Origin of the sequence: Pseudomonas sp. St386 (assembly GCF_018325865.1) — a bacterium.
GTDB lineage: Bacteria > Pseudomonadota > Gammaproteobacteria > Pseudomonadales > Pseudomonadaceae > Aquipseudomonas > Aquipseudomonas brassicacearum.
On the sequence record NZ_AP021900.1, the window covers coordinates 1,453,123 to 1,468,422 of the forward strand.

15 protein-coding genes are annotated in these 15,300 nt (G+C 61.3%); 3 read left to right on the top strand and 12 right to left on the bottom strand.

Annotated elements, in window-relative coordinates:
- Nucleotides 1-70: 70 nt before the first annotated feature.
- The 4 genes from KI235_RS06350 to KI235_RS06365 all read right to left on the bottom strand — a co-directional run bounded on the left by KI235_RS06350 (nucleotide 71) and on the right by KI235_RS06365 (nucleotide 4,844).
- A complete protein-coding gene (locus KI235_RS06350) occupies nucleotides 71-1,024 on the bottom strand; it encodes a hypothetical protein (RefSeq protein WP_003198388.1) in 954 nt (317 codons plus the stop codon).
- A 17-nt stretch (nucleotides 1,025-1,041) separates the two neighbouring features.
- Nucleotides 1,042-2,757: a proline--tRNA ligase gene (locus tag KI235_RS06355; protein ID WP_003198389.1), complete on the bottom strand. Its 1,716-nt coding sequence runs from the start codon at nucleotides 2,755-2,757 to the stop codon at nucleotides 1,042-1,044.
- Between the two features lie 129 nt (nucleotides 2,758-2,886).
- On the bottom strand, nucleotides 2,887-4,446 hold the full coding sequence (locus KI235_RS06360) for an AmpG family muropeptide MFS transporter (protein ID WP_212795594.1): 1,560 nt from the start codon (nucleotides 4,444-4,446) through the stop codon (nucleotides 2,887-2,889).
- A gap of 44 nt (nucleotides 4,447-4,490) precedes the next feature.
- Nucleotides 4,491-4,844, bottom strand: coding sequence for an MGMT family protein (locus KI235_RS06365; protein WP_003198393.1), 354 nt, complete (start codon nucleotides 4,842-4,844; stop codon nucleotides 4,491-4,493).
- A gap of 165 nt (nucleotides 4,845-5,009) precedes the next feature.
- Here KI235_RS06365 and KI235_RS06370 point away from each other — a divergent pair, with 165 nt between their 5' ends.
- Nucleotides 5,010-6,017 carry a DUF481 domain-containing protein gene (locus KI235_RS06370; RefSeq protein WP_003198395.1) on the top strand — a complete coding sequence of 336 codons (1,008 nt, stop codon included), beginning with the start codon at nucleotides 5,010-5,012 and terminating at the stop codon, nucleotides 6,015-6,017.
- Between the two features lie 192 nt (nucleotides 6,018-6,209).
- Here KI235_RS06370 and KI235_RS06375 read toward each other — a convergent pair whose 3' ends face one another.
- On the bottom strand, nucleotides 6,210-6,419 hold the full coding sequence (locus KI235_RS06375) for a cold-shock protein (protein ID WP_002554837.1): 210 nt from the start codon (nucleotides 6,417-6,419) through the stop codon (nucleotides 6,210-6,212).
- Nucleotides 6,420-6,773: 354 nt separating this feature from the next.
- Between KI235_RS06375 and dcd the strand changes: the two genes are divergently transcribed.
- Nucleotides 6,774-7,340, top strand: coding sequence for a dCTP deaminase (dcd, locus tag KI235_RS06380; RefSeq protein WP_003184751.1), 567 nt, complete (start codon nucleotides 6,774-6,776; stop codon nucleotides 7,338-7,340).
- A 102-nt stretch (nucleotides 7,341-7,442) separates the two neighbouring features.
- On the top strand, nucleotides 7,443-7,649 hold the full coding sequence (locus KI235_RS06385; RefSeq protein WP_003184748.1) for a hypothetical protein: 207 nt from the start codon (nucleotides 7,443-7,445) through the stop codon (nucleotides 7,647-7,649).
- Nucleotides 7,650-7,685: 36 nt separating this feature from the next.
- Here the strand turns inward: KI235_RS06385 and pdeM are convergent, their stop codons facing one another.
- The 7 genes from pdeM to KI235_RS06420 all read right to left on the bottom strand — a co-directional run bounded on the left by pdeM (nucleotide 7,686) and on the right by KI235_RS06420 (nucleotide 15,162).
- Nucleotides 7,686-8,342, bottom strand: a complete 657-nt coding sequence (gene pdeM, locus KI235_RS06390; protein ID WP_013692411.1) for a ligase-associated DNA damage response endonuclease PdeM — start codon at nucleotides 8,340-8,342, stop codon at nucleotides 7,686-7,688.
- Nucleotides 8,342-10,828 carry a ligase-associated DNA damage response DEXH box helicase gene (locus tag KI235_RS06395; RefSeq protein ID WP_003198399.1) on the bottom strand — a complete coding sequence of 829 codons (2,487 nt, stop codon included), beginning with the start codon at nucleotides 10,826-10,828 and terminating at the stop codon, nucleotides 8,342-8,344. Before KI235_RS06395 ends, pdeM begins: the two co-directional genes overlap by 1 nt.
- 133 nt (nucleotides 10,829-10,961) lie before the next feature.
- Nucleotides 10,962-11,726, bottom strand: coding sequence for an ATP-binding cassette domain-containing protein (locus KI235_RS06400; protein WP_003198401.1), 765 nt, complete (start codon nucleotides 11,724-11,726; stop codon nucleotides 10,962-10,964).
- A gap of 13 nt (nucleotides 11,727-11,739) precedes the next feature.
- Nucleotides 11,740-12,858, bottom strand: a complete 1,119-nt coding sequence (locus KI235_RS06405) for a succinylglutamate desuccinylase/aspartoacylase family protein (RefSeq protein ID WP_039010740.1) — start codon at nucleotides 12,856-12,858, stop codon at nucleotides 11,740-11,742.
- A 27-nt stretch (nucleotides 12,859-12,885) separates the two neighbouring features.
- Complete coding sequence (locus tag KI235_RS06410; protein ID WP_003198404.1) at nucleotides 12,886-13,596, bottom strand: ABC transporter permease; 711 nt, start codon at nucleotides 13,594-13,596, stop codon at nucleotides 12,886-12,888.
- On the bottom strand, nucleotides 13,593-14,321 hold the full coding sequence (locus tag KI235_RS06415; protein ID WP_028236896.1) for an ABC transporter permease: 729 nt from the start codon (nucleotides 14,319-14,321) through the stop codon (nucleotides 13,593-13,595). The genes KI235_RS06410 and KI235_RS06415 overlap by 4 nt, the downstream gene beginning before the upstream one ends.
- 58 nt (nucleotides 14,322-14,379) lie before the next feature.
- Complete coding sequence (locus tag KI235_RS06420) at nucleotides 14,380-15,162, bottom strand: transporter substrate-binding domain-containing protein (protein ID WP_212795595.1); 783 nt, start codon at nucleotides 15,160-15,162, stop codon at nucleotides 14,380-14,382.
- Between the last annotated feature and the right edge of the window lie 138 nt (nucleotides 15,163-15,300).

The window sequence follows — 15,300 nt, forward strand, 5'->3', positions numbered from 1 at the left end:
GCCGCCATCGCGGGCAAGCCTTGCTCCCACAGGTCTTGCCCTCACAAAACCCCCTTGCCACAGGGGGATTTCAGTTAACGCCAGGATCCGCCACCAACCGCCCGCCATCCTTGGTCAGTGCTTTCATGAATTCGGCCTGCAACTCCGGATCATTGCGGGTCAGTTCGATCAGGCTCTGTTCCAGTTCGCTGGCCTCTTCTTCAAGTCCCAGCTCCGACAGGCGCTTGACTCGATGTACCCATTGGCTCACCTCGTCATCTTCCAGGTCGTCGTAGATCAACGCGTGGGCTTCCAGCAGCTTGCTGCGCAAGGTGCTGCTGATGCTCAGGGATGAGTCGGTGTGCACTTCGTCCTGGGCATCCGTCACGCTGACCTGCAATTTGCCGAACTGGCTCAGGTCCTGCTCGGCGAACGGGCTTTCCAGCAGGTTCAAGCGCAGCACGCCGTTACGGTCGGTGCTCAGCTCGAAGGTCTGTCGGGCGGCCTTGACCTCCACCGGGCGTTCGCTCCAAGGCAGACTCGAGTGTTCCGTACGCTTGTCGCGCTGGACTTCGTCGATGCCCGCCAGGTTCTGCTGGGCACGGCCATGGGAAGGGACGTTCATGAACGGGTTGAGCCCGGCGAAACCGTAGCTGATCCAGTCACGGGTCACGGTGTCCGGCAGATTGCCGAGGGCGAACACATTGACCACGTTCGCGCCGACACCCGCTACTACCGCCACCGCGCCCAGGGGGATCTCGTAAATTTCCCGCCAGGGTTGGTACGGCGTGTAGCGATCATAATGGCGAGTGACCTCGAATTCAGTGACTTCGAAGGTCTTCTGCTCATTGATTCGCACCCGACGCTGCGGCAGGTCGAGCACCTTGGGTTCGCCCACGTCGATCTGCAGGCTGTGGTCGAGCAATTTGCGCTCGACCCGCTCTTCGTGCTCGCTGCGTTGTGACATTTGGTTGGCACAGCCGCTGACCAGCAGGGCGCCGCACAGGGCGGCACCACCGAGGCCTAAGGTGTTTCGCTTGAACATGACGTCTCTATCTGGTGTCAGCGGCGGATACGGGCCTGGAGGAACGACAGCACGTCGGCGACCGGCAGCGCTTGCGGCTCGGCCTCGGTGCGGCTCTTGTATTCCAGGTTGCCTTCGGCCAGGCCACGATCACTGACGACGATCCGATGCGGGATGCCGATCAGTTCCATGTCCGCGAACTTGATGCCGGGGCTGGTTTTCTTGTCGCGGTCGTCGAGCAGCACTTCGAAGCCGGCGGCCGTCAGTTCGGCGTAGAGCTTGTCGGTGGCTTCACGCACCAGGTCGGTTTCATAGCGCAGCGGCACCAGGGCAATCTGGAAAGGCGCCAGCGTGTCGCTCCAGATGATGCCTTTCTCGTCGTTGTTCTGCTCGATGGCGGCAGCCACCACGCGGGAAACGCCGATGCCGTAGCAACCCATTTCCAGGGTGACCGGCTTGCCGTTTTCGCCCAGCACTTCGCACTTCATCGCCTTGCTGTACTTGTTGCCCAGCTGGAAGATGTGCCCGACTTCGATGCCTCGCTTGATTTCCAGGGTGCCCTTGCCGTCCGGGCTCGGGTCGCCGGCCACGACGTTGCGCAGGTCCGCGACGGTTGGAACCGGCAGGTCGCGTTCCCAGTTCACGCCGAAATAGTGCTTGTCGTCGACGTTGGCGCCGATGGCGAAGTCGCTCATCAGTTCCACCGAGCGGTCGATGATGATCGGCAGTGGCAGGTTCAACGGGCCGAGAGAACCGGCACCGGCACCGATGGCGTCGCGCAGGTCGGCTTCGGTAGCCATGACCAGCGGGCTGGCGACGCCTGGCTGGTTGGCGGCCTTGATTTCATTGAGCTCGTGGTCGCCACGGACGATCAGGGCAATCAGCTTGCCTTCCTCTTCGGCCCGCACGATCAGGGTCTTGATGGTGCGCTCGATTGGCAGGTTGTAGCCTTCCACCAGTTGGGCAATGGTCTTGGCGTTCGGCGTGTCCACCAGGCGCAACTCTTCGGTCGGCGCGGCGCGGGAGGTTTCCCGTGGCACGGCTTCGGCTTTCTCGATGTTGGCGGCGTAGTCGGAGCCATTGCTGAAGACGATGTCGTCTTCGCCGGACTCGGCCAGTACATGGAATTCGTGGGAGCCGGCGCCGCCGATGGAGCCGTTGTCGGCTTCAACCGGACGGAACTTCAGGCCCAGGCGGGTGAAAATGTTGCAGTACGCCTGGTGCATGCGGTCGTAGGTGATCTGTAGCGAAGCCAGGTCGGCGTGGAAGGAGTAGGAATCCTTCATGATGAATTCGCGACCGCGCATCAGGCCGAAGCGTGGACGGATTTCGTCACGGAATTTGGTCTGGATCTGATACAGGTTGATCGGCAGCTGCTTGTAGCTGCTCAACTCGTTGCGCATCAGGTCGGTGATCACTTCTTCGTGAGTCGGGCCTGCACAGAAGTCGCGACCGTGACGGTCTTTGATGCGCAGCAGCTCAGGGCCGTATTCTTCCCAGCGCCCCGATTCCTGCCACAGCTCGGCCGGTTGGGTGCCCGGCATCAACACTTCCAGAGAACCGGCAGCGTCCATCTCTTCGCGAACGATGGCTTCCACCTTGCGCATGACCCGCAGGCCCATCGGCAGCCAGGTGTACAGGCCCGAGGCGAGTTTGCGGATCATGCCGGCACGCAGCATCAACTGATGGCTGATCACGACGGCGTCGGAAGGCGTTTCTTTCTGTGTGGCGAGCAAATATTGACTGGTGCGCATGGTTGGCCGTTGTCGGTTGCTGATGACGAGAAGTGACGGAGCATTGTACGGGCGAGATGCCTTGGCGTACAGGCGCGTGGGCGGTCGCCCGATGCGAACGCCGGTTTCCCCGGCGTTTTCTGAAGTTTCCTACGACTCTTCCGCAGGCCGGGTGGGCGTCGGTTCCGCAGTGGGTGTCGAGCCCTGGCGACGGTTCTCCTGGAACCAGTGCAAGGCGATCAGCAACAGGGTCGGAACGCCCAGCAACGCGGTGATCAGGAAGAAGTTGTGATAGCCGAACTTCTCCACCATCACGCCCGAATAACCACCGATCAGGCGTGGCAGCAACAGCATGATCGAGCTGAGCAGGGCGTATTGGGTGGCGGAGAATTTCAGGTTGGTCAGGCTCGACAGGTAGGCGACGAACGCCGAAGTAGCCAGGCCGGAGCTGAAGTTGTCCAGGGAGATGGTGACAATCAACATCTTCAGGTCGGCGCCCATGTCGGTGAGCATCAGGAAGAGGATGTTGGTGCCGGCCGAGGCGACACCGCCGATGAGCAGGATGGGCAGGATACCGAAACGTACGATCAGCAGGCCGCCCATGCCGGCACCGACGAGGGTCATGATCAACCCGAAAATCTTGCTGACGCTGGCGATCTGGTCCTTGGTGAACCCCTGGTCGATGTAGAACACGTTGGCCATGACGCCCATGACGGTGTCAGACATCCGATAGGTCGCGATCAGCCCGAGCAGCAGCAGGGCCTGCCAGCGGTAACGCAGGATGAAATCGTTGACCGGCGTCAGCACCGGTGCCAATCCGCGGCGGCCCACAGCCGACAGGCACAGGGCGGTCAGGATGATATAGAGGATGGCTCGCAGGAATGCGCGGTCTTCGAGCAGCAGGTCGAGCAGGCTGACACCCTCGAACAGCACGCTGGCGAAGTCGGTGTTGTAGAGCTGGGTGAACATCGCCGGGACAGACACCAGCAGCACGATCAGCACGAACACCGACGCCAGTTGATGGGCGAACGAGTAGCGTCCGGCCTGCAGTTGAGTGCGCAGCGGCACCGGCGGTTCGCGCATGAACAGCGAGGTGAGCAGCGCCGGGACCATCAATACGCCGAACAGCAGGTAGGTGCCGGCCCAGGCCGAGTGTTTGTAGCTGAAGCCGGTGGAGCCAAACCCTTCGGCGAAGAACAGGGCGCCAGCGGTGGCCAGCAGTGCCGCGATGCGGTAGCCGGACATGTAGCTGGCGGCGAGGGCGGCCTGGCGGGTGTCGTCGGCGATCTCCAGGCGATAGGCGTCGACGGCGATGTCCTGCGTCGCAGAGGCGAAAGCCACGATAACGGCGATGGCGATCAACCATGACAGGTGTTTCTGTGGGTCGCAGAAACCCATGCCGATCAGGCCGAGGATCACCAGGCCCTGGGAGAGCACCAGCCATGAACGCCGACGCCCGAGTTTACCCAGCAGCGGCAGGCGCCATTGGTCGAGCAGCGGCGACCAGACCCACTTAAAGGCGTATGCCAGGCCGATCAGGCTCGCGTAGCCAATGGTTTCGCGGGCCACACCGGCTTCGCGCAACCAGACCGAAAGCGTGGAAAACACCAGCATGTACGGCAAGCCGGCGGCGAAGCCAAGCAGCAACAGCACGAGCGTCGAGGGACTGGCATAGGCGGCGAGGGCGGCGCGCCAGGTTTTACGGGGCATGGGCTGGAGTCTGCCTCAAAAATTGCGAAAACAAAGCGCGCACTCTAACCGCTGTGCTCTACCGGGCGCCAGCCATGGCGCTGAATATCAACACGATTGTTCAGGACGCTGATCCCTTCCATGCGCAGGCGTGCGCGCTGTTCATCCCCTGAGGCGCTGCCCACCGGCAGGCTGATCCGACCGCCGGCACCCAATACCCGATGCCAGGGCAGTTTCGTGTCGTTCGGCAATTGGCTGAGGGTCCGCCCGACCCAGCGCGCCGCGCGGCCCAGGCCGGCCATTTCAGCCAGTTGACCATAGGTGACCACCTTGCCCGCTGGCACCTGTGCCAGGGTCAGGTAAAGGGTGGTGCGGCGGATTTGGGCGGCGTTCTCGGTATCCAGGGATGCATCAGTCACGTTCAGGCGTCCGAAAAAGAGGGTGTGTGGCCGTTTGTAGGTTAAGTCCTGTAAAGCTGGTTGAGAAATGAACTCATTACAAATACTTTGGTCAGTCCTTGCTGAGGTGTCGTCCCGGGGGATAATGCCGCCTTTTCACCGCAAACTTGAGCTCTTTATACGCTTATGTTGTCTAGAACCCTGCTTTGTCTGGCTGTTGCCAGTACCTCCATGCCCTTGCTTGCCGACACCGTCTGGTTGAAGAATGGGGACAAACTCAGTGGCAAGATTACCGTTTTTGATGGCGGCAAGTTGCTGATCCAGACCGATTACGCCGGCGCGATTCCCATCGACTGGAAACAGGTCAAGACACTGGAGAGTGATCAGCAGCTCTTGGTCAAGCAGGATGCTTATACCGGCGAGAAAGCCAAGGCGCTGCATGCGGCCGAGGATGGCAAGGTCACCTTGGCCAACGGTGATGCGCCCAAGACTGTCGATCTGGCCAGTATCCAGCAGATTCTCAAGCCCAAGCCGGTGGTCGAGGATCTGGTGTGGAAGGGCAACATCGATGCCGCGCTGGATTACCAGCGTGCGGAAAAAGATACCGACGACTACGACATCGACTTCAAGACTTCGGCGCGCCACGGCAGATGGCGGCACACCGCCGAGGGTGAATACAACCGTGAGTTCCAGGACGATGTGGTTTCCGCCGATAACTGGCGCCTGGAATATTCCCTCGACCGGTTCCTGACGGACAAATGGTTCTGGCAAGGCCGCCTGAACTACAAGCGCGACAAAGTCGAAGACCTGGCGCGCCAGCGCGTGGTGGGTACCGGTCCGGGTTATCAGTTCTGGGATGACGAGCTGGGCGCGTTCTCGCTGGGCTCGCTGTTGAACCGCACCGACTATGAATACCGCGACGGCGGCAAGGACAACTTCTATTCCGTCGCCATGAAGTGGGACTACAACCGCTACCTGATTGGCAAGCGCGTCGAGTTCTTCACCAACGGCGAAGTGGGCAAGCCACTGTCCGACGTGGCGGATTACGCCTATGACGCTGAAGTGGGGCTGCGCTACAAGGTTACCGATTGGGCGTCGCTCAACCTCAAGGCTGAGAAGGATGTCATTGAAGGCACCGAAGACAGCGACTTGAGCAAGACGCGCTACACGGCTGGGTTTGGCGTGACCTGGTAAACCCAGGCGAGTAACAAATCCTGTGGGAGCGAGCTTGCTCGCGATAGCGGTATGTCAGCAATATGAATGTTGACTGAAGCGCCGCTATCGCGAGCAAGCTCGCTCCCACATTATTTTTTGTGCCTGCAAAACAGACAGGCACAAAAAAGCCCCGCTTTTGAGGGCGGGGCCTTTTACTAAAGCAAGGACAAGTTAGATAACTTGAACTTCTTCAGCTTGCATGCCTTTCTGACCGCGGGTAGCGATGAAAGAAACCTGTTGGCCTTCTTTCAGGCTTTTGAAGCCGTCGGATTGGATAGCTTTGAAGTGAACGAACAGGTCGTCACCGGATTGTGGGGTGATGAAGCCGAAGCCTTTTTCATCGTTGAACCACTTAACGGTACCGGTTTGGCGATTAGACATGGTGTAACTCCTTGAACAAAGATAACTGCGACTCAGGAAGAACCCTGGCCGAGACTGAGTGCAAAGAGCAGGAAAAATTCTTGTAGATGGTTGGATCGAAATTCAACATATCGTGTAGAGATTCTCAGTGACACAAGCAGCACAGTGGCGCCACCTTAACCCTTTTTCCAGAATGTGCCAATGGTCTTTGCGAAGGTTTCTCTTATTTGGTGACTGACGGCGCGGGCGATGGCCGGCAGGACCCGGAAATCAAGGCGGATCGGCGAGATTTGCGTGCCGCGCTTTGAACTCGGACCCGCGCCCCAGTAAGATGCCGGACGTATTTTTTCCACCTCGCTATTTCAGGAAACCGCCATGAGCATCAAATCGGACAAGTGGATTCGCCGCATGGCGCAAGAGCACGGCATGATCGAGCCCTTCGTCGAACGCCAGATGCGTGGCGAAGGCGCCGACCGGCTGATCTCCTTCGGTGTCTCCAGCTACGGCTACGACGTGCGCTGCGCCGACGAATTCAAGGTGTTCACCAATATCAATTCGGCCACCGTCGACCCGAAGAACTTCGATGAGAAGAGCTTCGTCGACGTCAAGAGCGACGTTTGCATCATCCCGCCGAACTCCTTCGCCCTGGCGCGCACCGTCGAGTACTTCCGCATTCCGCGCAACGTGCTGACCATCTGCCTGGGCAAGAGTACCTATGCCCGTTGCGGCATCATCGTCAACGTCACGCCGCTGGAACCCGAGTGGGAAGGCCACGTGACCCTGGAATTCTCCAACACCACGACCCTGCCAGCGAAAATCTACGCCAACGAGGGTGTGGCGCAGATGCTGTTCCTGGAATCCGATGAAGAATGTGAAGTTTCCTACAAGGATCGTGGCGGCAAGTACCAGGGCCAGCGCGGTGTGACACTGCCGCGTACCTGAATCTGACGAGCTGTTGGAATTCCTGGGCGGGCAGACACTCTATTGCGTGTACTGCCCGTTTTTGTGCGTCAGCGCAGCGGGCCTTCGCTCAGGAGTTGCTCTATGAAGATCGATCCGCGAATCAGTGCCGAACTGGCAAGGCTTGAGCCCAATCAGATCGGCGTCATGGCCTGGTCATTGCTGGCCCATCCTGTCGAAGCGGCGGGCGGCATCCCTGGCCAGCCCGATCCCGATACCCCCAACGAACAACCTACCGAACCCGGCGAGCCTACCCTGCCGGACGAGCCGCCTCCTGCGCCTGTTGCCTGATGAGACGATGGCCCGCCAGCGATAGCACAGAGTGCTTCAGTTGACGGGCCATATTTCGTTATCGCCGATGACAAAAATTCTGCAATCGCTGTCTTGCTCGACTCGATAACCGCCCGTGAACGCACCGAAGGCCGGCAGCAGGCTGATTTCGCTGCCCAGCCGAAAGCAGGCCAGGCGCAGGCGTTGCCGGCCCTTGCCGCTCAGGTGGTAGACCGGGTGCACGTGACCGGCCAGCACATGGCGGCTGGGGTGTGGGGCAGGCTCGTGTTGCACGGCGAAAGGGCCCAGAAGCAACGGCTCCGGTACGACGCGAATGTTCAGCGCTTGCGGCGGGTCACCGGCGCGTTTGTCGTGGTTGCCACGAATCAGCGTCATGGCCAAGTGCGGATGTCGCTCACGCCAGTCGGAAAGTGCCTTCAAGGTGCCGGGCGCATGAGAGCCGGGACCGTGGAGAAAATCCCCGAGAAAAATCAACTGTCGGCACGGCAGGCTGGCCAGCAATGCATCCAGTACTGCGATGTTGCTGGCGGTGGTGCCGTGGGGCACCGGTTGCCCGAGGCTGCGATAGGCGGCGGCCTTGCCGAAATGAACATCGGCCACCATCAGGGTTTCCTGGGCGGGCCAGTACACGGCTTTTTCCGGGAGCAACCAGAGTTCTTCGCCGGCCAGGCTGATGGGGTAAGGCGCTGGCATCAGGCGTCACCGCGATCGGCAGTCTTTTCCAGTTCGCTGACCATCCGCCGGATGCGGTCGGCGAGCTTTTCCGAACTCATGCTTTCCCGGAATCGCTCCACCTGCAGCGCAAACCCGAGCGGGGTGGGGCGCTTGATCACGTGCAGGTCCAGCTTCAAGGTATTGAGGCGTTGCAAGGTCTGCTCCAGTCGATGGATATCCAATTCTTCGCGCAAGACTTCCTCCCCAGCCTGGGCCAGCAAGAGATTGTTGGCGTCGTATTGCTTGAACACCTGGAAGAACAACCCGCTGGACGCCTGGACTTGCCGGGTGCTTTTCGGCGCACCGGGGTAGCCGGCGAAGACCAGCCCGGCGATCCGGGCGATTTCGCGAAAGCGCCTGAGGGCCAATTCCCCGGCATTCAGGCTCGCGAGCACGTCGGTCAGCAGATGATCGACGCTCAGCAGGCCCGGGGTCAGGTATTGCGACCAATCCACTGCCGTGGCACTGAGCAGTTCCAGGCCGTAGTCGTTGACCGCAATGGAAAATGTCAGCGGCTGTTGCCGGCTGACACGCCAGGCCAGCAGGCTGGCCAGGCCCAGATGAACCTGGCGTCCGGCAAACGGGTAGAGGAATAGGTGCCAGCCTTCCCGGGACTTGAGGGCTTCGGCCAGCAATGTGCTTTGCGTGGGCAAACCGGACCAGCGTTGTTGGGTCAAGAGCAGGGGCTGTACGGCGTGCATCTCCGGGCCCTCGAAGCGGCCCGCGGCGGCTTCGCTCAGACGGGCCACGACGGCGGCGGCCAGTTCGCTGGAGAGCGGCATGCGCCCGCCGTTCCAGCGCGGCACAGCGGCCTTCCTGGCCTGGCTGCGTCGCACGTAGGCGGTCATGTCCTCGACCCGGACCAATTCCAGCAACCGCCCGGCGAACAGGAAACCGTCACCGGGGCGCAGACGGGCGATGAAGCCTTCCTCTACGCTACCCAGGATCTTGCCGCCTCCGCCCTTGCTCCAGAACTTCAATTGCAGGCTGGCATCGCTGACGATGGTGCCGATGCTCATGCGGTGACGCCGGGCCAGGCGTGCGTCAGGCACTCGCCAGATCCCGTGTTCGTCCGGCTCGACGCGTCGGTAATCGGGGTAGGCGGTCAATGACAGGCCGCCATGGCGCACAAACGCCAGGGCCCAGGCCCATTCGGCCGGGTTGAGGTCGCGGTAGGCCCAGGCACCTCGCACTTCCTCGAACAATTCGTCGGGAACGAAGCCGCCACCCAGGGCCATGCTCACCAAGTGCTGCACCAGGACATCCAGCGGCTTGTGGGGCGATTCGCGCGGTTCGATGCGCCGTTGGGCCACGGCGTCCTGCGCGGCGGCGGCCTCGATCAATTCCAGGCTGTGGGTCGGCACCAGCGTCACCCGCGAGGTCCGGCCCGGTGCGTGGCCGGAGCGCCCGGCCCGTTGCATCAGTCGGGCTACGCCCTTGGCCGAGCCGATCTGCAGCACCCGTTCCACTGGCAGGAAGTCCACCCCCAGGTCCAGGCTGGACGTGCAGACCACCGCTTTGAGCTGGCCGTCCTTCAATGCCTGTTCCACCCAATCCCGGGTGTCACGCGACAGCGAGCCATGGTGCAGGGCGATCAGCCCGGCCCAATCGGGTCGCGCCTCAAGAAGCGCCTGATACCAGATTTCCGATTGTGCCCGGGTGTTGGTGAAGACCAGGCAACTGCTGCTGGCGTCGATTTCGGCTACGACCTGAGGCAGCATCTTCAGGCCGATATGCCCGGCCCACGGGAAACGTTCGAGGGTCGGGGGTAACAGCGTGTCGACCCGCAGCGCCTTGCCATCGGCCCCCCGCACGCTGATCCCGTTACCTTGCGGGATCAATACCTGTTCGGCGTGGGCCTGGTTGCCCAGGGTCGCGGAGACGCCCCAGACGATGAGTTCGGGGTGCCAGCGCCGCAAGCGCGCCAGGGCCAGTTGCAATTGCACACCACGTTTGTTGCCGAGCAACTCGTGCCATTCATCCACCACGACCATGCGCAGGGTCGAGACGGCGGCGTGCGCATCGGCCCGGGCGAGGATCAGGGTGAGGCTTTCGGGGGTGGTGATCAGCGTGGTGGGCAGGCGCCGGCCCTGGCGGGCGCGTTCGTTGGCGCTGGTATCGCCGGTGCGCAGGCCGACGCTCCATGGCAGGTGCAGGTCTGCCAGGGGTGCTTCGAGGGCTTTGCCGGTGTCGGCCGCCAATGCGCGCATCGGCGTGATCCACAGGACAGTCAGTGGTTCGGCCGGCGGTTTACGTTTGCGCGGTTTATCCAGCGGCGGTGCCGGCCGTGCGAAACGGTTGAGGGCGGCAAACCAGACGGCGTAGGTCTTGCCGGCACCGGTATTGGCATGCAGCAGCCCGGATTCCCCCCGCTTGACCGCGGCCCATACCTGCTTCTGAAAGGCGAACGGCTTCCAGCCGCGGGCATCGAACCACTGTTTCGCGAAATTGTTGGATGTCGCCATGCCTGCCGTGTGCGCCCTGAACGTCTTCTTTCAGTGACCACGGCGGGATGCGAAAGGTTTTATGCAGGATATCGTGGTGAGCGTCCCTGGCGACATTCCCACGCAGGAGCGTGGGAACGATCGAACCCGAGGTTTATTTCAGGTTGCCACTGAGAAACTGCTTGAGTCGTTCGCTGGTGGGATTGCCCAGCACGTCTTCCGGCCTGCCTTCTTCTTCCACCAGGCCCTGGTGCAGGAACAGCACCTGGTTCGAGACTTTGCGGGCGAAGCTCATTTCGTGGGTCACCATGATCATGGTCCGGCCTTCCTCAGCCAGGCCCTGGATCACCTTCAGTACTTCACCCACCAGCTCCGGGTCCAGGGCCGAGGTGGGTTCGTCGAACAGCATCACCTCCGGCTCCATCGCCAGGGCGCGGGCAATGGCCACGCGCTGTTGCTGGCCGCCGGAGAGGAACGCCGGGTATTGCTCGGCGACCCGTGCCGGCAGGCCGACCTTGTCGAGATAACGACGGGCGCGGTCGTCGGCTTCCTGCTTGCTGACCCCCAGCACCCGGCGTGGCGCCATGGTGATGTTTTCCAGCACGGTCATGTGGCTCCACAGGTTGAAGTGTTGGAACACCATGGCCAGGCGCGTGCGGATGCGTTGCAGTTCGTCGGCGTCGGCCACGTGCATGCCGTGGCGGTCCTTGATCATCTGGATCGGCTGGCCGTCCAGGCTCATGGCGCCGTCGTTGGGTTGTTCGAGGAAGTTGATGCAGCGCAAAAAGGTACTTTTGCCTGAGCCGCTGGCGCCAATGAGGCTGATGACGTCGCCGGTCTTGGCCTTGAGCGAAACGCCCTTGAGCACTTCATGTTCGCCATAGCTTTTATGCAGGCCTTCGATGGTCAGTTTGTACATGGAGCATGCATCCTCAAGGCGAAAGTAGGTAGCCGCTGCGATAGGCTTCGGTGCCGGCGACATGGGCGATCACCATGCCGGCCGTGGCCATGCGGCGTAGCGAACGGGCGTATAGCAGCCCGGCGTTACGGCAATGAACGGGGGTGACGGTGTCGTTGACCGGGTCGATGACTTCCGCGATCAACTGCCCCGCCTCCAGGTATTCGCCAGGCAGGGCGCTGTAGACCAGCAATCCACCCACGGGCGTTGCCACCGGCTCGACAGCGGCCAGCGGCGTGGCCGGGTAAGGCAGCTCGGGCATGGGCATCGGTTCGCCGTCGATGGCGCCGTAACGGATCAGGTATTCGATCAAGGCCTGGCAGTCCAGGCTCGCCAGCCCGTGGTTGACGTCACCCTGGCCACGCAATTCCACGGTGACCGAAAAGCTGCCCAGGGGAATCTCGAAGCGTTCGCCGAAGCGTTCCTTGAGTTGCCACCAGAGCAGGGTGAAGCATTCGTCGAACGACTGGCCGCCCGAATCGGTCGCCAGCAGGCAGGCTTCGGCGCCGATGTAGCGGGCCAGCGGTTCGACCTGTGGCCAGGCTTCGGGTGTGGTGTAGAGGTGGGCCACGGCTTCGAAGTCGCAATGCAGGTCCAGCACCATGTCGGCGTCGCAGGCCAGCCGTTGCAGGGCCAGGCGCAGGGATTGCAATTGCGTGCCTGGGGTCTGCCGGGCGAGGGCGTCGCGCAGGCTGGTGCGGATCAGCATCAGGTTGTGCTGCGGATCGTCGGTGAGCAGGTCCTGGATTTCGTTGCCGATCTCTTCGCTCAGGTCGACGAAGCGGCGGTTGAAGTTCTGCCCGCTCTCGGTTTCGTAGCGGCCCAGGGGCACGTCCATCAGCACTTGTTCGAGGCCGATAGGGTTGGCGACGGGCACCAGCACGATCTCGTGCCGCAGGTGGCCCGACGCTTCGAGTTCGGCCAGGCGCTGCTTGAGGTGCCAGGCGACCAGCATGCCCGGCAGCTCATCGGCGTGCAGGGACGACTGGATATAGATTTTGCCGACGGCTTTTTCCGGGCCGAAGTGAAAGCTGTGGATCTTGCGTGCGGTCCCCGGTACCGGGGCCAGCAGGTCATGGATCTGGTGGCGCATTTGCGTGTGTGTCCTGGAACAAAAGCCCTAGTGGGTCGGCCCGAGAAAGGCCAGCCAGCGGCGTTCGGCGAGGCGGAAGAGGCCCACCAGTGCAAAGGTGACGGTCAGGTAGATCAACGCGGCGATCCCGAACGACTGGAACGTCAGGAACGTCGCCGAGTTGGCGTCCCGGGCCACTTTCAGCACGTCTGGAACGGTAGCGGTGAACGCCACGGTCGTCGAGTGCAGCATCAAGATGACTTCGTTGCTGTAATACGGCAGCGAGCGGCGCAACGCCGACGGCATGATCACGTAGGTGTACAGCTTCCAACCGGTCAGGCCGTAGGCCTTGGCCGCCTCGACTTCGCCATGGTTCATGCTGCGAATCGCCCCGGCGAAAATTTCCGTGGTGTAGGCGCAGGTGTTCAAGGCGAAGGCCAGGATCGTGCAGTTCATCGCGTCGCGAAAGAAACTGTCGAGCATGGGCTGGGCGCGCACCGCCGCGATGCTGTAGATGCCGGTGTAGCAGATCAGCAGTTGGATATAGAGCGGCGTACCACGGAACAGGTAGGTGTAGAACTGCACCGGCCAGCGGACGTAGAACTTGGGTGAAACCCGGGCGATGGACAGCGGTATCGACACCAGGAAACCGATCAGCAGCGAGGCGCTGAGCAGCCATAGGGTCATGGCCAGGCCCGTGACGTTGACGCCATCGCTGTAAAGGAATGGCCGCCAGTATTCTTGTAGAAGTTCGATCATCGCAGCGCCTCCCGGGCTCCGGCGGCGTAGCGGCGTTCAAGCCACCGCAGGATGAAGTTGGACGCGCTGGTGATCAGCAGATAGATCAATGCCGCCAGTACCAGGAAGTAGAACAGCTGGTAGGTGCTCTTGCCCGCATCCTGGGCGGCCTTGACCAGGTCGGCCAGGCCGATGATCGACACCAGCGCGGTGGCCTTGAGCATCACCATCCAGTTGTTGCCGATACCCGGCAGGGCAAAGCGCATCATTTGTGGAAACACCACGAAGCGAAAGCGCTGGCCACGTTTGAGGCCATACGCGGTGGCGGCTTCGACCTGGCCTCGGGGGACCGCGAGGATCGCGCCGCGAAAGGTTTCGGTGAAGTACGCGCCATAGATGAAGCCCAGGGTGATCACCCCGGCGCCGAATGGGTCGATCTCGATGTATTCCCATTCCATGAAGTCGGTAAGCGAGGTCAGCCAGGTTTGCAGGCTGTAGAAGATCAGCAGCATCAGCACCAGGTCCGGCACGCCGCGGATCAGCGTGGTGTAGAGCTGGGCGGGGATTCGCAGCAGTTTGACGCTGGACAGCTTGGCACTGGCGCCCAGCAGGCCGAGCAAGACGCTCAGCAACAGGGACAGGGCCGACAGCTTGATGGTCATCCAGGTGCCTTGCATCAGCAACGGGCCAAAGCCCTGCAGGCTGAAGGCGGAGAGCCCCAGATTTTGTAGGAGTTGTTCAAACATGGAAGAAAGCCTTTGGCAGGAGAAAAGCGCCCATCCGAGACCGGATGGGCGCAGCGCATTATTTGCCGCTGTACAGATTCAGATCGCCAAAGTGTTTTTTCTGGATCTCGGCGTATTTGCCGTCGTCGTGTAACGCTTTGATACCTTTATCCAAAAGTGCCTTCAGCTCACTGTTACCTTTCTTGATACCGATCGCGGTCTTGGCGGGCAACAGCTCGCTGTCCACCGGCTTGCTGATTTCATAGCCTTCGCCTTTTGGCGATTTCAGGAAGCCCAATTCGGCCTGCAGCATGTCCTGGATCGCTGCATCGAGGCGGCCGGAGGTCAGGTCGGAATAAACCTGGTCCTGGTTCTGGTAGGCCTGGGTCTTGACGCCGGCCTTGTCCAGCACGGCCTTGGCGTAGGCTTCCTGGATGGTGCCTTGCTCGTAGCCGACGGTCTTGCTTTTGAGCGAGGCAACGTCTTCGCTCAGGCCCGAGCCCTTCTTGAAGACATAGGCCGTTGGGCCGGAGAACAGCTCGCTGGAGAAGTCGATGGCTTTTTCGCGAGCCGGGGTAACGGTCATGGAGGAGATCACGCCGTCGAATTTATTGGCCTTGAGGCCTGGGATCATGCCGTCGAAATCGCTTTCGACCCATTTGCATTTGACCTTCAGCTCTGCGCAGATCGCGTTGCCCAGATCGATGTCGAAACCGACCAGGCTGCCGTCGGCGGCTTTGGACTCAAACGGGGCGTAGGAAGGATCGACACCAAAACGCAGTTCCTTGTATTCCTTGGCCGTGGCGACGCCAGCAGCCATGCACAACGCCAGTGCAGAAAGGGTCAGCAGTGCTTTTTTCATTATTCAATCCCTAAAACCAATATGAGCGCTTGTGGCGCGTAAGTATTGTTACCGGTGAAGGCGAGAACGGTATGACGGCATAAAGGTAGCAATTTCCGAACCAGAGTGCCGAACAAGTGTTTTAAAAGCTTCGACGGC

Coding starts and splice junctions, on each gene's coding strand:
- KI235_RS06350 (WP_003198388.1), bottom strand. CDS start 1,024: ATGTTCAAGCGAAACACCTTAGGCCTCGGTGGTGCCGCCCTGTGCGGC.
- KI235_RS06355 (WP_003198389.1), bottom strand. CDS start 2,757: ATGCGCACCAGTCAATATTTGCTCGCCACACAGAAAGAAACGCCTTCC.
- KI235_RS06360 (WP_212795594.1), bottom strand. CDS start 4,446: ATGCCCCGTAAAACCTGGCGCGCCGCCCTCGCCGCCTATGCCAGTCCC.
- KI235_RS06370 (WP_003198395.1), top strand. CDS start 5,010: ATGTTGTCTAGAACCCTGCTTTGTCTGGCTGTTGCCAGTACCTCCATG.
- KI235_RS06375 (WP_002554837.1), bottom strand. CDS start 6,419: ATGTCTAATCGCCAAACCGGTACCGTTAAGTGGTTCAACGATGAAAAA.
- dcd (WP_003184751.1), top strand. CDS start 6,774: ATGAGCATCAAATCGGACAAGTGGATTCGCCGCATGGCGCAAGAGCAC.
- KI235_RS06385 (WP_003184748.1), top strand. CDS start 7,443: ATGAAGATCGATCCGCGAATCAGTGCCGAACTGGCAAGGCTTGAGCCC.
- pdeM (WP_013692411.1), bottom strand. CDS start 8,342: ATGCCAGCGCCTTACCCCATCAGCCTGGCCGGCGAAGAACTCTGGTTG.
- KI235_RS06395 (WP_003198399.1), bottom strand. CDS start 10,828: ATGGCGACATCCAACAATTTCGCGAAACAGTGGTTCGATGCCCGCGGC.
- KI235_RS06400 (WP_003198401.1), bottom strand. CDS start 11,726: ATGTACAAACTGACCATCGAAGGCCTGCATAAAAGCTATGGCGAACAT.
- KI235_RS06405 (WP_039010740.1), bottom strand. CDS start 12,858: ATGCGCCACCAGATCCATGACCTGCTGGCCCCGGTACCGGGGACCGCA.
- KI235_RS06410 (WP_003198404.1), bottom strand. CDS start 13,596: ATGATCGAACTTCTACAAGAATACTGGCGGCCATTCCTTTACAGCGAT.
- KI235_RS06415 (WP_028236896.1), bottom strand. CDS start 14,321: ATGTTTGAACAACTCCTACAAAATCTGGGGCTCTCCGCCTTCAGCCTG.
- KI235_RS06420 (WP_212795595.1), bottom strand. CDS start 15,162: ATGAAAAAAGCACTGCTGACCCTTTCTGCACTGGCGTTGTGCATGGCT.